This is a genomic window from Frankia sp. AvcI1 (assembly GCF_001420875.1).
Classification (GTDB): Bacteria; Actinomycetota; Actinomycetes; order Frankiales; family Frankiaceae; genus Frankia; species Frankia alni.
The window spans coordinates 257849-274586 of sequence record NZ_LJFZ01000005.1; the positions used below are offsets into that span (position 1 = coordinate 257849).

At 72.8% G+C, this 16738-nt stretch carries 9 protein-coding genes and 14 pseudogenes; 15 read left to right on the forward strand and 8 right to left on the reverse strand.

The features are described 5' to 3' along the window. Positions 1–190: 190 nt before the first annotated feature. From UK94_RS43925 to UK94_RS34600, 6 genes and pseudogenes are all read right to left on the reverse strand, one after another. Positions 191–323: hypothetical protein (locus tag UK94_RS43925; RefSeq protein WP_235487017.1), on the reverse strand; the 133-nt coding region annotated here is incomplete at its 5' end. A gap of 1 nt (position 324) precedes the next feature. Then, a pseudogene (locus UK94_RS34585) lies at positions 325–1271 on the reverse strand (asparagine synthase C-terminal domain-containing protein); the annotation flags it as partial. A gap of 118 nt (positions 1272–1389) precedes the next feature. Next, positions 1390–1665, reverse strand: a pseudogene (locus tag UK94_RS43930) (hypothetical protein); the annotation flags it as partial. A gap of 1 nt (position 1666) precedes the next feature. Continuing rightward, positions 1667–2033, reverse strand: a pseudogene (locus UK94_RS43935) (asparagine synthetase B); the annotation flags it as partial. Between the two features lie 90 nt (positions 2034–2123). Then, positions 2124–2384 carry a hypothetical protein gene (locus UK94_RS34595; protein ID WP_055749265.1) on the reverse strand — a complete coding sequence of 87 codons (261 nt, stop codon included), beginning with the start codon at positions 2382–2384 and terminating at the stop codon, positions 2124–2126. Continuing rightward, positions 2384–2629, reverse strand: a pseudogene (locus UK94_RS34600) (hypothetical protein); the annotation flags it as partial. The pseudogene UK94_RS34600 and the gene UK94_RS34595, both read right to left, overlap by 1 nt. Before the next feature lie 294 nt (positions 2630–2923). Here UK94_RS34600 and UK94_RS07855 point away from each other — a divergent pair. Next, positions 2924–4258, forward strand: a complete 1335-nt coding sequence (locus tag UK94_RS07855) for a DUF839 domain-containing protein (RefSeq protein WP_011606719.1) — start codon at positions 2924–2926, stop codon at positions 4256–4258. 7 nt (positions 4259–4265) lie between these two features. Here the strand turns inward: UK94_RS07855 and UK94_RS07860 are convergent, their stop codons facing one another. Further along, entirely contained in the window at positions 4266–5381 is a 1116-nt protein-coding gene (locus UK94_RS07860) for a hypothetical protein (protein ID WP_063822662.1), read from the reverse strand. 461 nt (positions 5382–5842) lie between these two features. On the opposite strand from UK94_RS07860, the gene UK94_RS07865 reads away from it, so the two are divergent. The 11 genes and pseudogenes from UK94_RS07865 to UK94_RS43990 form a co-directional block, all read left to right on the forward strand. Beyond that, entirely contained in the window at positions 5843–6214 is a 372-nt protein-coding gene (locus UK94_RS07865) for a hypothetical protein (RefSeq protein WP_041940970.1), read from the forward strand. A 239-nt stretch (positions 6215–6453) separates the two neighbouring features. After that, positions 6454–7036: pseudogene (locus UK94_RS43940) on the forward strand (amidohydrolase); the annotation flags it as partial. Position 7037: 1 nt separating this feature from the next. Beyond that, positions 7038–7190: pseudogene (locus UK94_RS43945) on the forward strand (amidohydrolase); the annotation flags it as partial. Position 7191: 1 nt separating this feature from the next. Next, positions 7192–7551: pseudogene (locus UK94_RS43950) on the forward strand (amidohydrolase); the annotation flags it as partial. 763 nt (positions 7552–8314) lie between these two features. Then, a partial coding sequence (locus UK94_RS43955) for a hypothetical protein (protein ID WP_268761247.1) occupies positions 8315–8445 on the forward strand: 131 nt, incomplete at its 3' end. A 1-nt stretch (position 8446) separates the two neighbouring features. Beyond that, a partial coding sequence (locus tag UK94_RS43960; RefSeq protein WP_235486923.1) for a hypothetical protein occupies positions 8447–8714 on the forward strand: 268 nt, incomplete at its 3' end. 1 nt (position 8715) lies between these two features. Further along, a pseudogene (locus UK94_RS43965) lies at positions 8716–9659 on the forward strand (CHAT domain-containing protein); the annotation flags it as partial. 829 nt (positions 9660–10488) lie between these two features. Beyond that, positions 10489–10825, forward strand: a pseudogene (locus UK94_RS43970) (tetratricopeptide repeat protein); the annotation flags it as partial. Positions 10826–10831: 6 nt separating this feature from the next. Further along, positions 10832–11005 (forward strand): tetratricopeptide repeat protein (locus UK94_RS43975; RefSeq protein WP_268761248.1); only part of this gene is annotated, 174 nt, incomplete at its 3' end. Between the two features lies 1 nt (position 11006). Further along, positions 11007–11604, forward strand: a pseudogene (locus tag UK94_RS43980) (tetratricopeptide repeat protein); the annotation flags it as partial. A gap of 25 nt (positions 11605–11629) precedes the next feature. Next, positions 11630–11836 (forward strand): annotated as a pseudogene (locus UK94_RS43990) (hypothetical protein); the annotation flags it as partial. 71 nt (positions 11837–11907) lie between these two features. Here the strand turns inward: UK94_RS43990 and UK94_RS07880 are convergent. Then, a pseudogene (locus UK94_RS07880) lies at positions 11908–12967 on the reverse strand (CAP domain-containing protein); the annotation flags it as partial. Between the two features lie 595 nt (positions 12968–13562). On the opposite strand from UK94_RS07880, the gene UK94_RS43995 reads away from it, so the two are divergent. The 3 genes and pseudogenes from UK94_RS43995 to UK94_RS44005 form a co-directional block, all read left to right on the forward strand. Beyond that, positions 13563–14325, forward strand: a 763-nt coding sequence (locus tag UK94_RS43995; RefSeq protein ID WP_235486925.1) for a branched-chain amino acid ABC transporter permease, incomplete at its 3' end; no start/stop codon positions are given. A 1-nt stretch (position 14326) separates the two neighbouring features. After that, a pseudogene (locus tag UK94_RS44000) lies at positions 14327–15932 on the forward strand (branched-chain amino acid ABC transporter permease); the annotation flags it as partial. A gap of 1 nt (position 15933) precedes the next feature. After that, positions 15934–16685, forward strand: a pseudogene (locus UK94_RS44005) (ABC transporter ATP-binding protein); the annotation flags it as partial. Between the last annotated feature and the right edge of the window lie 53 nt (positions 16686–16738).

Below are 16738 nucleotides of genomic sequence, written 5' to 3' on the forward strand. Positions count from 1 at the left end.
CGATCACGCCGCTGGGAAAGCGGACCCGATGAACGGGTCCGGTGGCGCGCAGTCGCCGATAGAGGGGGTAGGGATCGCGCTTGTACTGGGGCCCGTACAGGGGGATCGGATCGGTCGGTGACATGGGGACCTCCTGGGATGCGGTCCGGATGGTCACGGAGTGGTTCGACGGCGGTGAGTCCGCCGGGTGTCAGAGGGTGAGTTCCGGGTGGTGGTGGTCGAGCCATAGGGCGAGGTCGACAACGCGTTCGAGGCTCAGCCGCTGACCCCACTCCAGCCGCTCGGGCGGCCCGTCGATCAGCGGTCGGAGGCGACTCACGTCGNCCAGGTCACGCACCCGGCCGCCGTGGGCGTCCAGGGCATCCAGGGCCATCGCCTGCAGCCCACGGTTGTAGTCGGGGTGGTGGGTGGTCGGGTAGTGGTTCTTCTCCCGGATCAGGACCGACTCGGGGCAGCGGCCGGCGCCGGCCGCACGCAGGAGGCTTTTCTCCCTGCCGTCGAAACTTCCGACCGCCCAGGGGACGCCGAAGGCATACTCGACGAGTCGGTGGTCGCAGTACGGCACGCGCACCTCGATGCCCTGGGCCATGCTGAGCCGGTCCTTGCGGTGCAGGAGCTGACGAAGCCAGCGAGTCAGTGACAGGTGGGCCATCTCGCGCTGACGGTGTTCGGTCGGGTCCTCGCCGTCGAGGTGTGGCACAGCGGCGAGAGCGTCGCGGTAGGTGTCCGCCCGGAACTCCTCGATTCGCAGGGTGGCCGCCAGATCTGGATGCAGCGGCATCGCCGCTTCGTCGCCGGTCACCAGCAGCCAGGGAAAGGTCGGTGCCGACAGCGCCGCGGGCGAGTGGAACCACGGGTAGCCACCGAAGACCTCGTCTGCGGCTTCGCCCGACAGGGCCACCGTCGAGGATTGGGCGATCTTCCCGAACAGCACGTAGAGCGAGGTGTCCATGTCGCCGACCCCGATCGGTGAGTCACGGGCGGCGACGACGGCCAGCCGGTGCTCGGGGTCGAGCAGTGTGTGGGGGTCGAGCACGACGGTGCTGTGGTCGGTGCCGATGTACCGGCTCGCTTCCACGGCGTACGGGGCGTCGTGGCCGGTCCGCAGGACGTCGCCGGTGAACTGGACGGCCTGGTCGCTGTAGTCGACGGCGAAGGAACGGATGCGGGCGTGCGGCCCTTCGCGGCGGCGCAGCTCGTCGGCGAGCAGCGCGGTGAGAACGGTGGAGTCCAACCCGCCGGACAGCAGGCTGCAGAGTGGGACATCCGCCNCAAGCTGGGCGGCGGTGGCGCGCTCCAGATGGACGCGTACCTGCTCGACGGCCGCCTGGGGTGAGACGGCAGCCATCGCAGCGGCATCCAGTGCCCAGTAGGTCCGTTCGGTCAGGNCGTGCGGGCCGAACGTGGCCAGGGCACCGGGCGCCAGCTCCCGAACCCCCGTCCACACCGTCGGTCCGGTGTTGAACAACAGGCTGTAGGCCTCCCGCAGTCCGTCGGCGTTGACCCCGGGGGCGCACCAGCGGATGACAGAACAGCGCCTTCGGTTCGGATCCGAAGACGACGCCGCCGGGGATCTCGGCATAGAACAGGGGCTTCACCCCCAGTCGGTCGCGGACGAGCAGCAGGCGCCCCGCCCGCTCGTCCCACACCGCGAACGCGTACATCNCCTCCAGGCGATCAACGAGAAGGTCGCCCCACTCCAGGTAGGCGTGCAGAACCACCTCGGTGTCGCTGCGGGTGTGCAGGGTGTGGCCGCGCCGGACGAGCTCGCCCCGCAGCTCGTGATGGTTGTAGATCTCGCCGCTGTAGGTCAGGACGGTCTCGGCTCCGTCCTGGTCGCTGACCATGGGCTGGACGCCGCCCACAAGATCGATGACGGCGAGGCGGCGGTGACCGATCGCGGCGTGGGCGCCGACCCAGGTGCCGCCCGCATCGGGCCCACGCCGCCGCAGCGTGGCCGTCATCGCCTCGATGACCGTCTTCTGTTCGTAGTCGTCCTGGCCGAACGACACCCACCCGGTGATGCCGCACATGTCGGGCCTCCTGTTCTCTGCGGGGCCGGCGGGGCGAATGCGGCCTCGTCGGATTGCACGTGGCAGGGCTGGCCGAAGCAGGGCCTCGGGTCAGCCGATCGGTGGGCCGGCGGGAACGGGCGGCTCGGACGGCACCAGCGGCGCAGCCGGGCGTGGGCGGGCAAGCAGCAGCACGGCTGCGAAGGCGGCCAGCGCGGCGATGCCGAGCCCGATCCGGGTGCCGGCCTCAGCTCTGCCACCCAGCGCCCAGGCGACAGTGGCCACCGCCGGGCCCATGGCGAAGCCGAGGCTGCGGGCGAGCTGGACGATCGATCCCGCGGTGGCGATCCGGTCCGGTGGCGCGGCGGTCATCACCAGCGTCTGCGCCGGCCGCCGTACAGACCCATGCCGGTACCGGCGAGTGCGAGCCGGACGGCCACCTCGGCCGGTGACCATGCGGTGCCGAGGGGTGCCAGGAGCACCAGCCCGACGGTGGTCAGCGCGGCGCCCGCGACTGCGACTGGCCGGGAGCCGGCCCGGTCGGCCAGGCGCCCACCGATCGGCCCCGCGATGCCCATGGCGACCGGGAAGGCAAGCAGGGTGAGGCCGGTGGCCTCGGCGCTGGTGTCGGCGTCGCGTGTCTGGTGGTGGCGGCGTGGGCGGCCGAGCTGGAGGGGCCGTGCTCGGGTGGCGGGTCGGTTCGGTCGAGCGGAGCCCGTCTACCCCGATGGCCCCGCCCGCCATCGGGGCTGGTCGGCGGGCCGGGGCGGCTGGCCATCTCGGTGACGGTGGGCGAGGGTCTCGGTCGGTTGTACGTGCACTGATGTTTCCGTCCGTGTCGATCTCCGGCCATGTTCGGCTGACAGCGTTCCCTGCGGCGTCGATGGGACCGGCGCCGGAGGAGGACAAACATGGTTGTGAACCGTCGACAGCTGATGGCCGGCGCGGGGACCGCCGGCCTCGGCTTCGCCCTGGCCGGGGCGGTGGACGCCGTCTTCGCGGGCACCGCGAACGCCGCGACGCCGAAGGCCTTCCGCGGGTACGGGGAGCTCGTCGCGGATCCGAAGAAGGTCGTCGACCTGCCTGCCGGCTTCCGTTACTCGGTGTTCTCACGCGCCGGCAAGGACACGCTCGACGGCGGCGGCGCGGTGCCCGGGTCGCATGACGGCATGTTCGCCTTCCCCGGCGGATTCGGGCGCAGCGTGCTGGTGCGCAACCACGAGCTGTCGCCGGGAACCGACATCCCGGCGGTGCCGCACCGCGACGGCCTCGTCTACGACCCGGCCTGCCCCGGCGGGACGACGACCCTCACGGTCGCGGGCGACCGGCTGCTCGGCCACGTGCCGAGCCTCGCCGGCACCTACCGCAACTGCGCCGGCGGCGGCACGCCGTGGCGGACCTGGCTGTCCTGCGAGGAGACCGAGGCGACCCCGGCCACCGAGGCGGTGCTGACCAAGAAGCACGGCTACGTGTTCGAGGTCGACCCCTTCGGCCGGCTGCGCGACGCCGCCCCGGTGCCGCTGACGGCGCTCGGCCGCTTCCCGCACGAGGCGGTGGCGATCGACCCGCGATCCGGCATCGTCTACCTCACCGAAGACGCCTCCAAGCCCTATGGCCTGCTCTACCGGTTCCTGCCGCGCCGCCCGCTCGGCGGCCCCGGCAGCCTGCGGGCCGGCGGAACGCTGCAGGCGCTGTCGGTGCCCGACGTGCGCGACCTGTCCGCGGTGCGGGAGCTGCGCACCAAGCTGGCCGTCACCTGGGTGGACGTGCCCGACCCCGACGCGACCACGGTGTCGGTCCGGTCGCAGTTCGACGCCGCGAAGATCACCCGGGTGCCGAAGGCCGAGGGCATCTTCTGGTCCGGGGACACCGCGTACATCGTCTCCAGCTACGCGAAGAAGGCCGACGGCGCCGCCACCGACCACTCCGGGCAGGTCTGGCGGTTCGACCCGAAGCACTCCACCCTGGAACTCGTCCTGCGCCTGGAGCCGGGCGGCCGGTTCGACGGGCCCGACAACATCACCGTCTCGCCGCTCGGCGGGATCGTGCTCTGCGAGGACGGCGACGGCGAGAACTACCTCGTCGCCCCCTCGGCGGACGGCACCCCCTACCCGCTCGCCCGCAACGCCGGCAGCGACAGCGAGTGGGCCGGCGCCACCTTCTCCCAGGACGGCCGCTGGCTGTACGCCAACGTCCAGGGCGACGGCCTCACGGTGGCCATCACCGGGCCGTGGTGGCGAGGCTGAGCGCCGTTCACTGGTAGGTGATGAGGTCCGGCGGGGGCGTGAGGGTGAGCGTCTCCGCCGGACTGAACATGTTCGTGTCCTCGTCGAGGAAGAGCTTGAATCCGGTGAAGAACGGCGCTCTGGCCGCCAGCAGCGCGTACTTGTCGAGTTTGTCCTGACGGACGCCGAACCCGTCGATGTGGAAGACGGTGGCGAGTTCGGGGCGGGCGGCGATGGCCGCCCGGTCAGGCAGCATCGATTCGGTGAACTGATGTATCACGAACAGTTTCTGTGGCAGATTGCGCGCACGGGTGAGATCGGCGAGCCAGGCCGAGACCTCGTTCAGTCCGGCCGCGTCACTGCTGCCGATCTGGCGACCGGGGATCTGGTCCGGCCCCATCTTCCATTCCGGGTCGAGGGCAAGCCCGACGTCCGGCTCCCGCAGGAATTGCTCGTACCGCCGCGCCTGGTCCAGAAAACGCCCGCGCCCGGGCTGCAGGTCGAGGATGAGCAGCATCCGGTGCGCCCGGGCGGCGGCGAGGTACGGCTCGACCGCGGCCGCCGGCAGCGCGGAGCTGTACAGCCCGTCCGGGCCGGGTGAGGCCGACGCGACGGTCGTGATGAGCTCCATCGCCGGCTGCACCGGCCGGCCGCCCGCGGCGAAGGGCGCCGCGGCCGCGAGCACGCGCTGCGCCGCCTGCTCCGGCGTTCCCTCGCCGAGCACGCCGAGCGCACCACCGCCCACCGAGCCGTAGTGCGCCACGATCCGGTAGCGCGGCAGCAGCGTGCGCCCGCCCATCGGCAGCTGCGGCGCGCTGACGCCCCCGGCCGCGGGCCGCCCCGGCTCGTCCCCGTGTCCGACCGCACCGGCCTCGGGCGTCGATCCCCGCTGCTCCCTGCCGGGGCCGACCGGGCTGGTGGCGCCGGCTGCGGGTGCGCGCTGCGCCGCCGCGGTCTGCCGCGCGCCCGTCGGCTGCGAGCCGCATCCCGCCCCGAGCACCGAGACGAGCAGCAGGAGGCCCAGCACCACGACCGGCAGCGCACCTCGCCACCCGCGCTGCCCGCCGCCGCGGCGCGAGTCGTCGTGCCGCGAGTCGTCGTGCCGAAGGCTGCCCCGGTGCACTGTCGCTCGGTGATCGGCCATGCCGCCGCTCCTACCCCGCGCAACACCGGATCATGGCGCCCGAGCAGGGGGAGATGCGCTGCCGCCCAGGCGGATCCCGCGGCGACGGGGGGGCCGTCGACGGCTCTCGGGCGGCCCCCACGCCGTCCGATGGATATCTCCACCGTCGAAGACCAATCTTCGTATTCATTTCTGCATGTTAATTCAGTGCCCGACGGTTCGGTGGCACGGTGATCGNGCATCGGTGGAGGTCAGGTCAATGTGGTCTCTCTGTCCGCGGACGTACCTTTTTGGTTCAGCCTCGTGCGTTCCGGTCGCGGCCGATTAAAGTTGGATGAGCAGTCGTAGATCGGGCGGTTTGAAGTCTGCGAGGGACTGTGATGNGGGGACGATTGTCGACGCGCGGTTCGCGTGAGCCCACGTCGGTGCACACGGACGGTGGCGTCGGNGCCGCCATCCACCTCGACAACGCGGGAGGCGATATGAACAGTGTCGATATAGCCCTGAAGGAGTCGTTGGAGATCGGGGGCGCGCTCGGGGCGGCCCTCGTCGATTTCACCAGCGGCATGACCCTCGGCACGGCCGGAAACGCGCACACCCTCGACCTGGAGGTGGCCGCCGCCGGTAACACCGAAGTCATCCGGGCGAAGCTGCGGACGATGGAGAGCCTCGGCCTGCAGGACACCATCGAGGACATCCTCATCACGCTCGGCCGCCAGTACCATCTGATCCGCCTGCTGCAGAGTCACTCCGGCCGCGGCCTGTTCCTCTACCTGGTGCTGGACAAGGGGCGGGCGAACCTCGCGCTGGCCCGCCACCGCCTGCGTGCCGTCGAGGCCCAGCTCGACGTCTGACGCCGGCATCGCCGCCCCGGCCCCGGCCGGATCCCCGCGCACCGGCCACAGCGCGGGCCGGGGCGCGCTGCTTCGTCGGGAAGAGGGCAGACTTGGCTCGACGGAGCAGCGGAGGCGAATGTGACAACACTGGTCGAAACCAGGCTGGCCATCCCCGGGACGGAAGGTTGCGGAGCGGGGGCGGCTCACTCGGGAGCAGGCCGGTCGGGAGCGGGCAGGTCGGGAGCGGGCAGGTGGTGGTGATTCCGCCGGCGCTGCGGATCCGGGGCGCGGTGCTGGTCGGGCCGCAGGAGGTCCGCGACGAGCTGTGGGTCGTCGACGGTCGCATCAGCTTCACCGCGCCGACCGGCACCGCCGCCCGGGACGTGCGCACGGTGTCCGGGTGGGCGCTGCCCGGCCTGGTCGACGCGCACTGCCACGTCGGCCTCGACGCCGGCGGCGCCGTGGACCGGCCGACCGCGGAGGAACAGATCACCACCGACCGGGCGGCCGGCGCGCTGCTGCTGCGCGACGCCGGCTCCCCGGCGGACACCCGCTGGGTCGACGACCGCGACGACCTGCCCCGCCTGGTGCGCGCCGGCCGGCACATCGCCCGTCCCCGCCGCTACCTCCGCAACTACGCCGCCGAGGTCGAGCCGGACGACCTGGTGGCCGAGGTCGTCACCCAGGCCGGTCGCGGCGACGGCTGGGTCAAGCTCGTCGGGGACTGGATCGACCGCGGCGTCGGGGACCTCGCGCCCTGCTGGCCCGCGGACGCCGCGAAGGCGGCGATCGACGCGGCGCACGCGGCCGGCGCCCGGGTGACCGCTCACTGCTTCGCGGNGGACTCGCTCGCCGACCTCGTCGAGGCGGGCATCGACTGCATCGAGCACGCCACCGGGCTCACCGAGGACACGATCCCGCTGTTCGCCGAGCGGGGGGTCGCGATCGTCCCGACCCTGGTCAACATCGCCACCTTCGAGGGCATCGCCCGCGGNGCCGAGGAGAAGTTCCCCGCCTACGCCCGGCACATGCGGGCCCTGCACGCTCGCCGGTATGACACGGTGCGGGCCGCCCACGACGCCGGGATCCCCCTGTACGTCGGCACCGACGCCGGGGGCAGCCTGCCGCACGGCCTGGTCGCCGCCGAGGTCGCCGAGCTACGCCGCGCCGGCCTGCCGGCACAGGCCGCGCTGTCCGCGGCCACCTGGTCGGCGCGGGCGTGGCTGGGGCATCCGGCGCTCACCGAGGGCGCCCCCGCCGACCTGGTCGTCTACCCCGCCGACCCGCGCGCCGACGTCGGCGTCCTCGCCGCCCCCGACCTCATCGTCCTGCGCGGCCGTCCCGTCGCCCCCTGATCCCTGCCCCTGACGCGCAGGCCTCGGCCCGCGTGCTCCGCTTCCGAGCCGAGAATCCGGGGCTCACCCGGCCGTCGCGAGAACAGCAGAACCCGACAGCGGGAGCCGAAAGCGGGAGCCGACACCCGGAGTCTCCGGTCGGACGCCGGAATCCGCCGGTCGCGTCACGCCATTCTTTTCGGTGATGGCACCCTTTGTTGTACGCGGCGGGTAAAATTCGGCGTGTCGGCCGGTCGGAGTCGTCATCGTGCGTGCCCCGGCCCCGGGAAGCTGGTCCCGGAGGGAGTGGACGGTGGGCACGGTTGTCGTCCGGGAGCGGGAACGTCGCCCCGACGGGTCGTTCGCGGTTCGACTGGCGTTCGACGACGGTGTCGACTATGACATCGATGTACGTGATCCCGCCGACGAGCGGGACGAAGCGTCGTTGGCGTGGTATTTCGAGGAGCACCTGCGCTATCCGTTCCTCGACAAGGATCTGGAGCGGGCAGCGGAGGCGCGGATCGCCGAGTACGGGCGGGTGCTGTTCACCCAGGTTTTCGGCGGCGCGGGGGCGTATGACTATCGGCGGATGCGGGAGCAGGGATTCGACGGCTGCCGGGNGGAGGNGAGTGGGTCGGCGGCATTCCAGCGCCTGCACTGGGAGGCCCTGCGGGATCCCGACCTGCCTTCACCGCTGGCGGTGCGGCTGCCGGTGACGCGGCGGGTGGAGCCGTTGGCGGCCCGGTTCGAGGGGGNGTCGGGTCGGACGACGTTGAACATTCTGGTGGTCACGGCGAGACCGGACGGCCCGTCCGACGTGGGTTTTCGGACGTTGTCACGGCCGTTGCTGGACGCGCTGCGGCAGGCTCCGGTACCGGTGCAGGTGGATCTGGTCCGCCCGGGGACGTGGGACGCNCTGCGCGACCATCTCGACGAGGCGCGTGCCGAGCACGGATCAGGTTGGTACCACGTGGTTCATTTCGACCTGCACGGCCTGTTCACCACGCAGGCCGAACTGGCGGCAGGGCAGTGGGCGGCGGAGGGGTTGTTCCTGCGGCGGCGGTTCGAGGCGTTCGACGGCGAGCAGGGATTCCTGTTCTTCGAGACCGCGCGGGACGGGGATGCCGAGCCTGTTCCCGCGGGCGCGGTTGCCGGCCTGCTGGCGGAGCACCGGGTGCCGGTGGNGGTGGTCTCGGCGTGCCAGTCGGCGATGCAGCACGGGGACGAGGCGAGCCTGGCCCACCGACTGGTCGAGGCCGGAGTGCCCACGACGGTGGGGATGGCCTATTCGGTGACGGTGTCGGCGGCGGCGCGGGCGATCCCGGCCCTGTACGGCAGGCTGGCCGCGCAGGCGGATCCGGTGGCCGCGGTGCACGTCGCCCGGCGACGGCTGTTCGAGGAGCCGGCCCGGCAGGCGTACTTCAACGAGGAACTCACGTTGGAGGACTGGATGCTGCCGGTGCTCTACCGGCAGCGCCCGGTGGATCTGCGGCTACGGGAGATGACCGGGCCGGAATCCGAACGGTTCTACGCCAGGCAGGCGGCGGTGGCCGACGAACCGGCTACCGAGTACGGCTTCGTCGGCCGAGACCTGGACGTGCAGACCGTCGAACGCCGCCTCCTGCTCGACGACGTTCGGAACGTGCTGCTCGTGCGGGGAATGGCCGGGGCCGGGAAGTCGGCGCTGCTGGCCCATCTGGGCTGGTGGTGGCAGCGCACCGGCCTGGTGGACGAGGTGTTCCGATTCAGCTACGAGGATCAGGCGTGGACTGCCGGGCAGATCGTGCGAGAGATCGGGAGACGTCTCCTCGACCCGGTCGAGCAGGCGAGACTCGACGCGCTGTCCGAGGACGCCCAGCTGGAGAAGATCGCGGGGCTGCTACGGTCCCGACGGCACCTGCTCCTCGTGGACAACGCCGAGTCGATCACGGCGAGTCCGGCGTCGATCCCGCACGCCCTCCCCGAACCCGAGCAGCAGCGGCTGCGGCTGCTGCTGGGTCGGCTGCGGGGCGGCCGGACGCTGGCCCTGATCGGCTCCCGCGAGGCGGAGGGCTGGCTCGCCCCCGGGACCTTCACGGACAACGTCTACCTGCTGCCCGGGCTGGATCCCCAGGCGGCCCGGGACCTGGNCGGACGGATCCTGATCCGCCACGGCGCCACCCGGCACCGGGAGGATCCTGACCAACGGGCGGCGCTGGACCGGCTCATCGACCTGCTCGGCGGCTACCCGCTCCCGCTCACCGCCGTCCTGCCCGTGCTGGCTGGANCCACTCCTACGGGGGTCCTGGACGATCTCGACACCGGCGAGCGCGACGCCGACCCGGTCGGGCTGGTCCGCACCGCGATCGAGTACAGCTACGGCAAACTCGACCCGGCACTTCAGCAGTCCCTGCTCCTGCTCGCCCCGNTCACCGCCGTCGTGCCCACCGGCGCGTCCCTGGCCCACTACCAGGAGATCCTCGCCGGCTTTCCGGCGATCGCGGCGCTCGGCCCGCTCGACCTGGCGGGCGCGGTGGAGCATGCCGTCGGCGTCGGCCTCGCCACCCCGCACCCGCATCTCAGTGACATGGTGCAGGTCCAACCCGTTCTGCCCTACTTTCTGCGCACCCGTATCCGCGACCTTCCCCACCGGGCGGACGCGGCCGACGCCCATTACCAGTTCTACTGTGGCATCGGTGAGTGGGCCCAGCAGCTCCTCANCTCCCAGGCGGCGGAGGAACGGACACTGGGGCGGGCCGTCACCGCCGCGTCCTACGCCAACCTGCAGGGGNCCCTCACTCATGCCCTCACCACGNCACAACCCGTCCTTCCCGTTCTCGTACCGCTGGATTCGTACCTCGGGCAGACGCAGCAGCACCACCCTCGACTGCACCTGATCACCCGCACCATCGGCGCCTACCCGGACCCCGGCACCGCCACCGGGCGGGAGGAGNTCGCCCACCTGCACCATCTCGCCGNCATCGTCGCGGAGGAACAGCGCCAGTTCGACGAGGCCGAAATCCACTATCGGACCGCCCTCGACCTCAGGCTGGAGGCCGGGGACGAGAACAATGCCGCGGCCACCTACCACCAGCTCGGCAAGCTGGCGCAGATGCAGCGCCAGTTCGAGCAGGCCGACGCCCATTACCGCAGCTCCCTCGACCTCTTCCTGAATTTCGGGGACGAGCCCGGCGCCGCGAGCACCTATCACCAGCTCGGCACGCTCGCGGTGGACCGGCGACGGTTCCAGGAAGCCGAGACCTATCTCCGCCGTTCCCTCGACCTCAAGCTGAAGATCGGGGACGAGCACGGTGCCNCAGGTATTTACCACAATCTCGGCATCGCGGCCCAGCAGCAGCGACGGTTCGAGGAGGCCGGCACCCACTACCAGCACGCCCTCGACCTGCTCCGCACGTTCGGCGACCGGGACGGCGTCGCGCACACCTATTACCAGCTCGGCACGGTCGCGCAGGCACAGGGACAGTTCGAGCAGGCCNACGCCCACTACCGCCGCTCGCTCGACCTCACGCTGGCGGCCGGTAACGAGCATGGCGCCGCGCTCGCCTACCACCAGCTCGGTGCGATCGCGGTGGACCAGCGACGGTTCGAGGAAGCCGACCTCAACTACCGCCGCTTCCTCGACCTCAGCCTGAAGGTCGGTGACGAGCGAGGTGCCACGCTCGGCTACTACGGCCTGGGCAGGATTGCCCAGGAGCAGCAGCGGTTCGAGGACGCCGAGACCCACTACGGCCACGCTCTCGACCTCTTCCTGAAGTCCGGTGACGAGTACAACGCTGCCCTGACCCACCGTCAGCTCGGTGCGATTGCGCAGGGGCGGCAGCGGTTCCAGGAAGCCGAGACCCACCAGCGGCACGCTCTCGACCTTTTTCTGAAGCTCGGGGACGACCACAGCGCCGCGCTCATCTACTTCTATCTCGGCCTGGGTGCGGATCGGCAACTGCGGTTCGAGGAGTCCGAAGCCCACTACCGCCAGTCCGTCACGCTCTTCCTGAAATCCGGCGATGAGCATGGCGCCGCACTCATCCACCACAACCTCGGCCTGCTCACGAAGGAGCAACAGCGGTTCGAGGAGGCNGAAGGCCACTACCGCCACGCCACNGCCCTCTTCGTGAAGACCGGCGACGACGTCCTCGCCGCGCGCACCTACCACGAGTTCGGCCTGCTCCTACAGGAGCTACAACGGTTCGAGGAGGCCGACACCCTCTACCGCCGCTCCCTCGACCTGTTCCTGAAGGTCGGGGACGAGCATGGGGCCGCGCTCACCCACGGTCAGCTGGACCGGCTCGCCGAGGAGCGCCGCCGGTAGGCGCATCCCCGGGGTGGGCGTCCGGCCGCCGGTTCAGAGCAGGACGCCGAAGACCTGCGTCCAGTAGGTGNCGTACTCGCCGCCGGTGGCGTGCCCGACGCCGATCTGGCGTAGCTGCGGGATGAGGATGTTGGCCCGGTGGCCGGGGCTCTGCATCCAGCCGGCGACGACCTCCTCGGCCGTGGTCTGGCCGGCGGCGATGTTCTCGGCGACCCGGGCGTAGCGGTAGCCCAGGTCCGTCACCCGGTCGGACACCGTACGGCCGTCCGGGCTGGTGTGGGCGAAGAAGGCCCGTGCCGCCATGTCCCGGCTGTGGGACTCGGCGGCGGCGGCCAGCCGCGCGTCGACGGCGAGCGGCGCGAGGCCCTCCCGCTCGCGTTCGATGTTCGTCAGCGTGACGACCTGGGCCAGCATCGACGAGACGTCGCCCTCCCCGGCCCCGGCCGGCCCCGGCCGCTCGTCGCGCACCTGCCCGCGGCCGGCCGCGGCCTGCTCGCCCCACCGTGCCGGCGGGCCGCCGGCCGGGACGGGGGCGGCGCCGGCGCCGGCGTGGGCGGCGTGGGTCGGGGCAGGGCTGGCGGGAGTGTCCTGGCGGGGGACGGCCGGGGTGGGGTCGGGCGGGGGAGCCGCGGTCTCGGGCGTGGCCGGGCTGCCGTCGTCGACGTCCACGCCGAAGTCGCGGGCGAGGCCGGCCAGGCCGTCGGCGTACCCCTGCCCGACGGCGCGGACCTTCCACTGCGCGCCCCGACGGTAGATTTCGATGAGGGTGACCACGGTCTCGCTGGTCAGCGGCGGCGGGGTGAAGTGGGCGTTGAGGTTGCCGCGCCGGTCGTGCAACGTGACGACGGGCCCGGGCAGCCGCCCGAAGGGCGTCGTGCCGTCCTCGGAGCTGGCGACGATCACGACGCGCTCGGCACCGGGCCGCAGCCGCTCCGGGTCGACCATCACCTCGTCGCCGCTGAGGATGACGCCGGCCGTCGCCGGCTGGTTGTAGAACACGAAGTCGTCATCCCCGTCGACCTTGCCGTGCGCCGCGGTCACCAACGCGCACAGGTCGAACGGCCCGATCAGGCGAACCGAGACGGGGCCGCGGGGCAGCGGCGCGTTCGCACCGGGCACGAGCTCTGTCATCCGTCCCACTCCCGTGGCTGTTCTGGTCGNCCGTGGCCGCGTACTGGTCGTGAGGCCGTGTACTGGTCGTGAGGATGCGCCGCCGTCGGCCGATCACCGGGTTCGGGCGGGCGCCGGGCGACGGCGACGTGTCGGCCTGTTCTGTCTGCCTGTTCTAGATGTACCGGGAGATGGGCGCGGCCACCATGCCTGACGCCGCGCGGCGCCAGGTCCGNGCCACGTCCGGGCGGATTGCGGCTCGTCCGAGCGACCTGGCGTGAGCGTCCGGTGTCCGCCGGTAAGGCCACGATCACCCGGCCCGGCCTGCTGCCGGGAGTCCGGTGGGCCCTGTGGGCCGCAATGGTCGCCACCGCCGATCGGTGATCATGGCGTGGGCTGCCGCGGCTGTTGTGGAGGGTTTGCTTGTCACGCCGGTCGCGCCCGCCGTACCGTCTGCGTCGGTCGCCGTGATCAGCGGTTCCGACGCGCCAGGTCCGTGGCGCGATGGGCGCCGAGCCGCTCGTCGCGACCGGGGCGGGCCGGTGGCCGCCACGGGGGACCGCTGGGGGGATGAAGCAGGGCGTGCCGGCACGCGGCGCCCGGAGCAGGGTGGACCGTGAACGACGTCATGGGCTTCGCGCTGCTCAGCCTCGGGACGGGCGCGCTGTACGCGCTGGTCGCCGCGGGCGTGGTGGTGATCGCCCGCGGGGCCGGGGTGCTCAACATGGCCCAGGGTGCGCTGGTGGCGTGGGCCGCCTACGCCTTCCACGGCCTGCACGGTCCGTGGGGGCTTCCCCTGGGTCTGGCCGCGGTGCTCGCGGTCGCGTCGACGGCCGGCATCGGCGTCGGGTTCCAGGTTCTGGTCATGCGCCCGCTGCGGGAGGCGACGGCGCTGCTGCGGCTGATGGCGACCCTCGGCCTGCTGATCATTCTCCAGTCGTCGCTGACGCTGATGTTCGCCGGTGCGGTGCGCACCTCCCCGACGGTGCTGCCCACCGGCACGGTCGAGCTGTTCGGCGAGTCCGTCGGCGTGGACGTGTTCGTCCGGCTCGCCGCGGTCGTCGCGGTCGTCGCGGCGGCGTGGGCGGTCTTCCGGTTCACGACGGTGGGGCTCGCGGCGACGGCGGCCACCGAGAACCCGCGGGCCGCCGCCACCTTCGGCTGGTCCGTCGACGCGATCGCCGCCGGGGCGTGGGGTGCCGGCGGCGCGCTCGCCGGGCTCGGGGGCGTCCTGCTCGCCCCGCTGCAGAACCCGCTGTCCGCGACGAACCTGCTGCTGCTCATCGTGCCGGCGCTGGCGGTGGCGCTGGTGGCGCGGTTCGCGTCCTTCCCCGGGGTGCTGCTCGGCGGTCTCGCCCTCGGCGTCATCGAGGTGGAGGNGCAGTACGAGCTCGTCGCACACCATCCCTGGTGGCGCGGGGTCGACCGAGCGGTGCCGCTGGCCGTCATCGTCTTCTACCTGGCCGTACGCGGCCGGGGCCTGCCCGAGCGGGGCCACCTCGCCGAGCGCCATCCGGTGCTCGGCAGCGGCCGGGTCCATCCGCGTGCCCTCGCCGTCGCCGTCGCGGCGATGCTGGCGGCGGTCTGGCTGCTGCCCCGTGACTGGGTCGACGCCCTCGACGCCAACGCGCTGTGGGCGTTGATCATCCTGTCGGTCGTGGTGCTCGTCGGGTTCACCGGGCAGCTCTCGCTGGCCCAGCTCGCCTTCTCCGGGATCGCGGCGCTCATCGCCGGGCGGCTGGTGGCGACCCGCGGCTGGCCGCTGGAGGCGGCGATGGCCGTCGGGGTGGCCGGCACCGCCGTCGTCGGGCTGCTGTTCGCGCTGCCCGCGCTGCGCACCCGGGGGTTGCAGCTCGCGGTGGTGACGCTCGGCCTCGGCGCGGCCGTCGACGCCCTGCTGTTCCAGCGTGGCTACCACTCTCCGCCACCCCCGGGGGCGGGGGGACTCGGGTCGCTGTTCGGTGACCTCGCCTCGCCGGAGGGAACGGTGGTGGGACGCCAGCGCTTCCTCGGCGTCCCGCTGGACAAGGTGACCGATCCGCGGGGCTTCGCGACCGTGTCCGTGCTCGCCTTCGTCCTGGTCGCGCTCGCGGTCGCGAACCTGCGCCGGGGACGGGCCGGGCGGCGGCTCATCGCGGTGCGGACCAACGAGCGCGCCGCCGCGGCGCTGGGCATCAGCGTCGTGGCCGCCAAGCTGTACGCGTTCGCGTTGTCGGCGGCCATCGCCGGGTTCGGCGGGGTGCTCTACGCCTTCTACGTCTACGGCGAGCGCGGCAACATCGACTACGGCGACGGAACGTTCGCGCCGTTCTCCTCGATCCTGCTCATCGCCTACGCCGTCGTCGGCGGGGTCGGCTGGGTCAGCGGCTCGTTCGCGGGCGCGACGATGGCCGCCGGCGCGCTGGCGACCCGCATCGGCGGCGCGGTCGGGGAGTGGCTCGGCCGGCTCGGCGCGCTGCTGCGGGTCGTCGTCGCGGCGATCGCCGGCGTGGGTGGTCTCGCCGCCGGCGCCGCGGTGGCCGGCGACCGGCGCACCGGCGCTCGGCTCGGCGCGGCGGCGCGGCGGCGGCTGCCCTGGGTCGTCGCGGTGGGAGCGGCCGTGCTCGGCGTCGCCTTCGGGGGCGTGGTGCGCGACTGGCTGGCCGAGCTGGACCGGTACGTGCCGCTGATCGGCGGGATCGTCCTCGTCGTCGTGCTCTCCCGCTCCGGCGGCGGGATGGCGCCCGAGAACGCCCGCACCGCCCGCCTGCTGCGCGACCGCCACCTGCCCGGCGCGGCCGACCGTCGCCGTCGCGCCGACGCCGGCCGGCTGGACCGGGCGCTGCGCGCGGCCCCGGGGGACCGCCCGGCGCTCGCTCCTGCGCACTCTCCGACGCTCGCATCGGGCGCACCTGCGCACTCTCCGGCGCTCGCTGCGGGCGCCCCTGTCGCCGTCTCGCCGGGGCGCGGGTTCTCCGGCGCGGTGGAGCCGGCGGCGCTGTCGGTGNGGGGGCTGACGGTCAGCTTCGGCGCGGTGCACGCGGTGCGCGCCGTCGACCTGCGGGTCGCGCCCGGCCAGGTGGTCGGGATGATCGGCCCGAACGGCGCGGGCAAGACGACGGTCATCGACGCGATCACCGGCTACACCTCCGCGTCGGTCACCTCGATGACCCTCGGCGAGGTCCGCCTCGACCGGCTGCCCGCGCACCGGCGGGCCCGCGCGGGCATCAGCCGGTCGTTCCAGAACCTGGAGCTGTTCGACGACCTCACCGTGCTGGAGAACATCCAGGCGGCCAGCGACCGCCGCGACGCCCGCGCGTACCTGACCGACCTGGTGGTCCCGCGGTCGCGGCCGCTGCCCGCCGCGGCGATCGCCGCCGTCGACGCCTTCGGGCTGCGCGAGGATCTGCTGCGCACCGTCTCCGACCTGCCCTACGGCCGCCGCCGGCTGCTGGCCATCGCCCGCGCCGTCGCGGCCGGGCCGGCCGTGCTGCTGCTCGACGAGCCGTGCGCCGGCCTCGACGAGTCGGCCAGCGCCGAGGTCGCGGCCCTGCTGCGCCGCCTCGCGGACGAGTGGGGGCTGGGCATCCTGCTCAACGAGCACGACATGAATGTGATCATGGGAGTCTGCGACCGGGTGGTCGTCCTCGACGCCGGCACGCTCATCGCCGAGGGAACCCCGGCGCAGGTGGCCGCCGACCCCCGGGTGCGGGCGGCCTACCTCGGTGACCCGGAGCCCGCCTACGCCCCCCTTCCCTGACCAGCCCCGCCGGCCAGCCGGCGCGCGCCGCCGGCGCAGGGGGATGGTGGCGC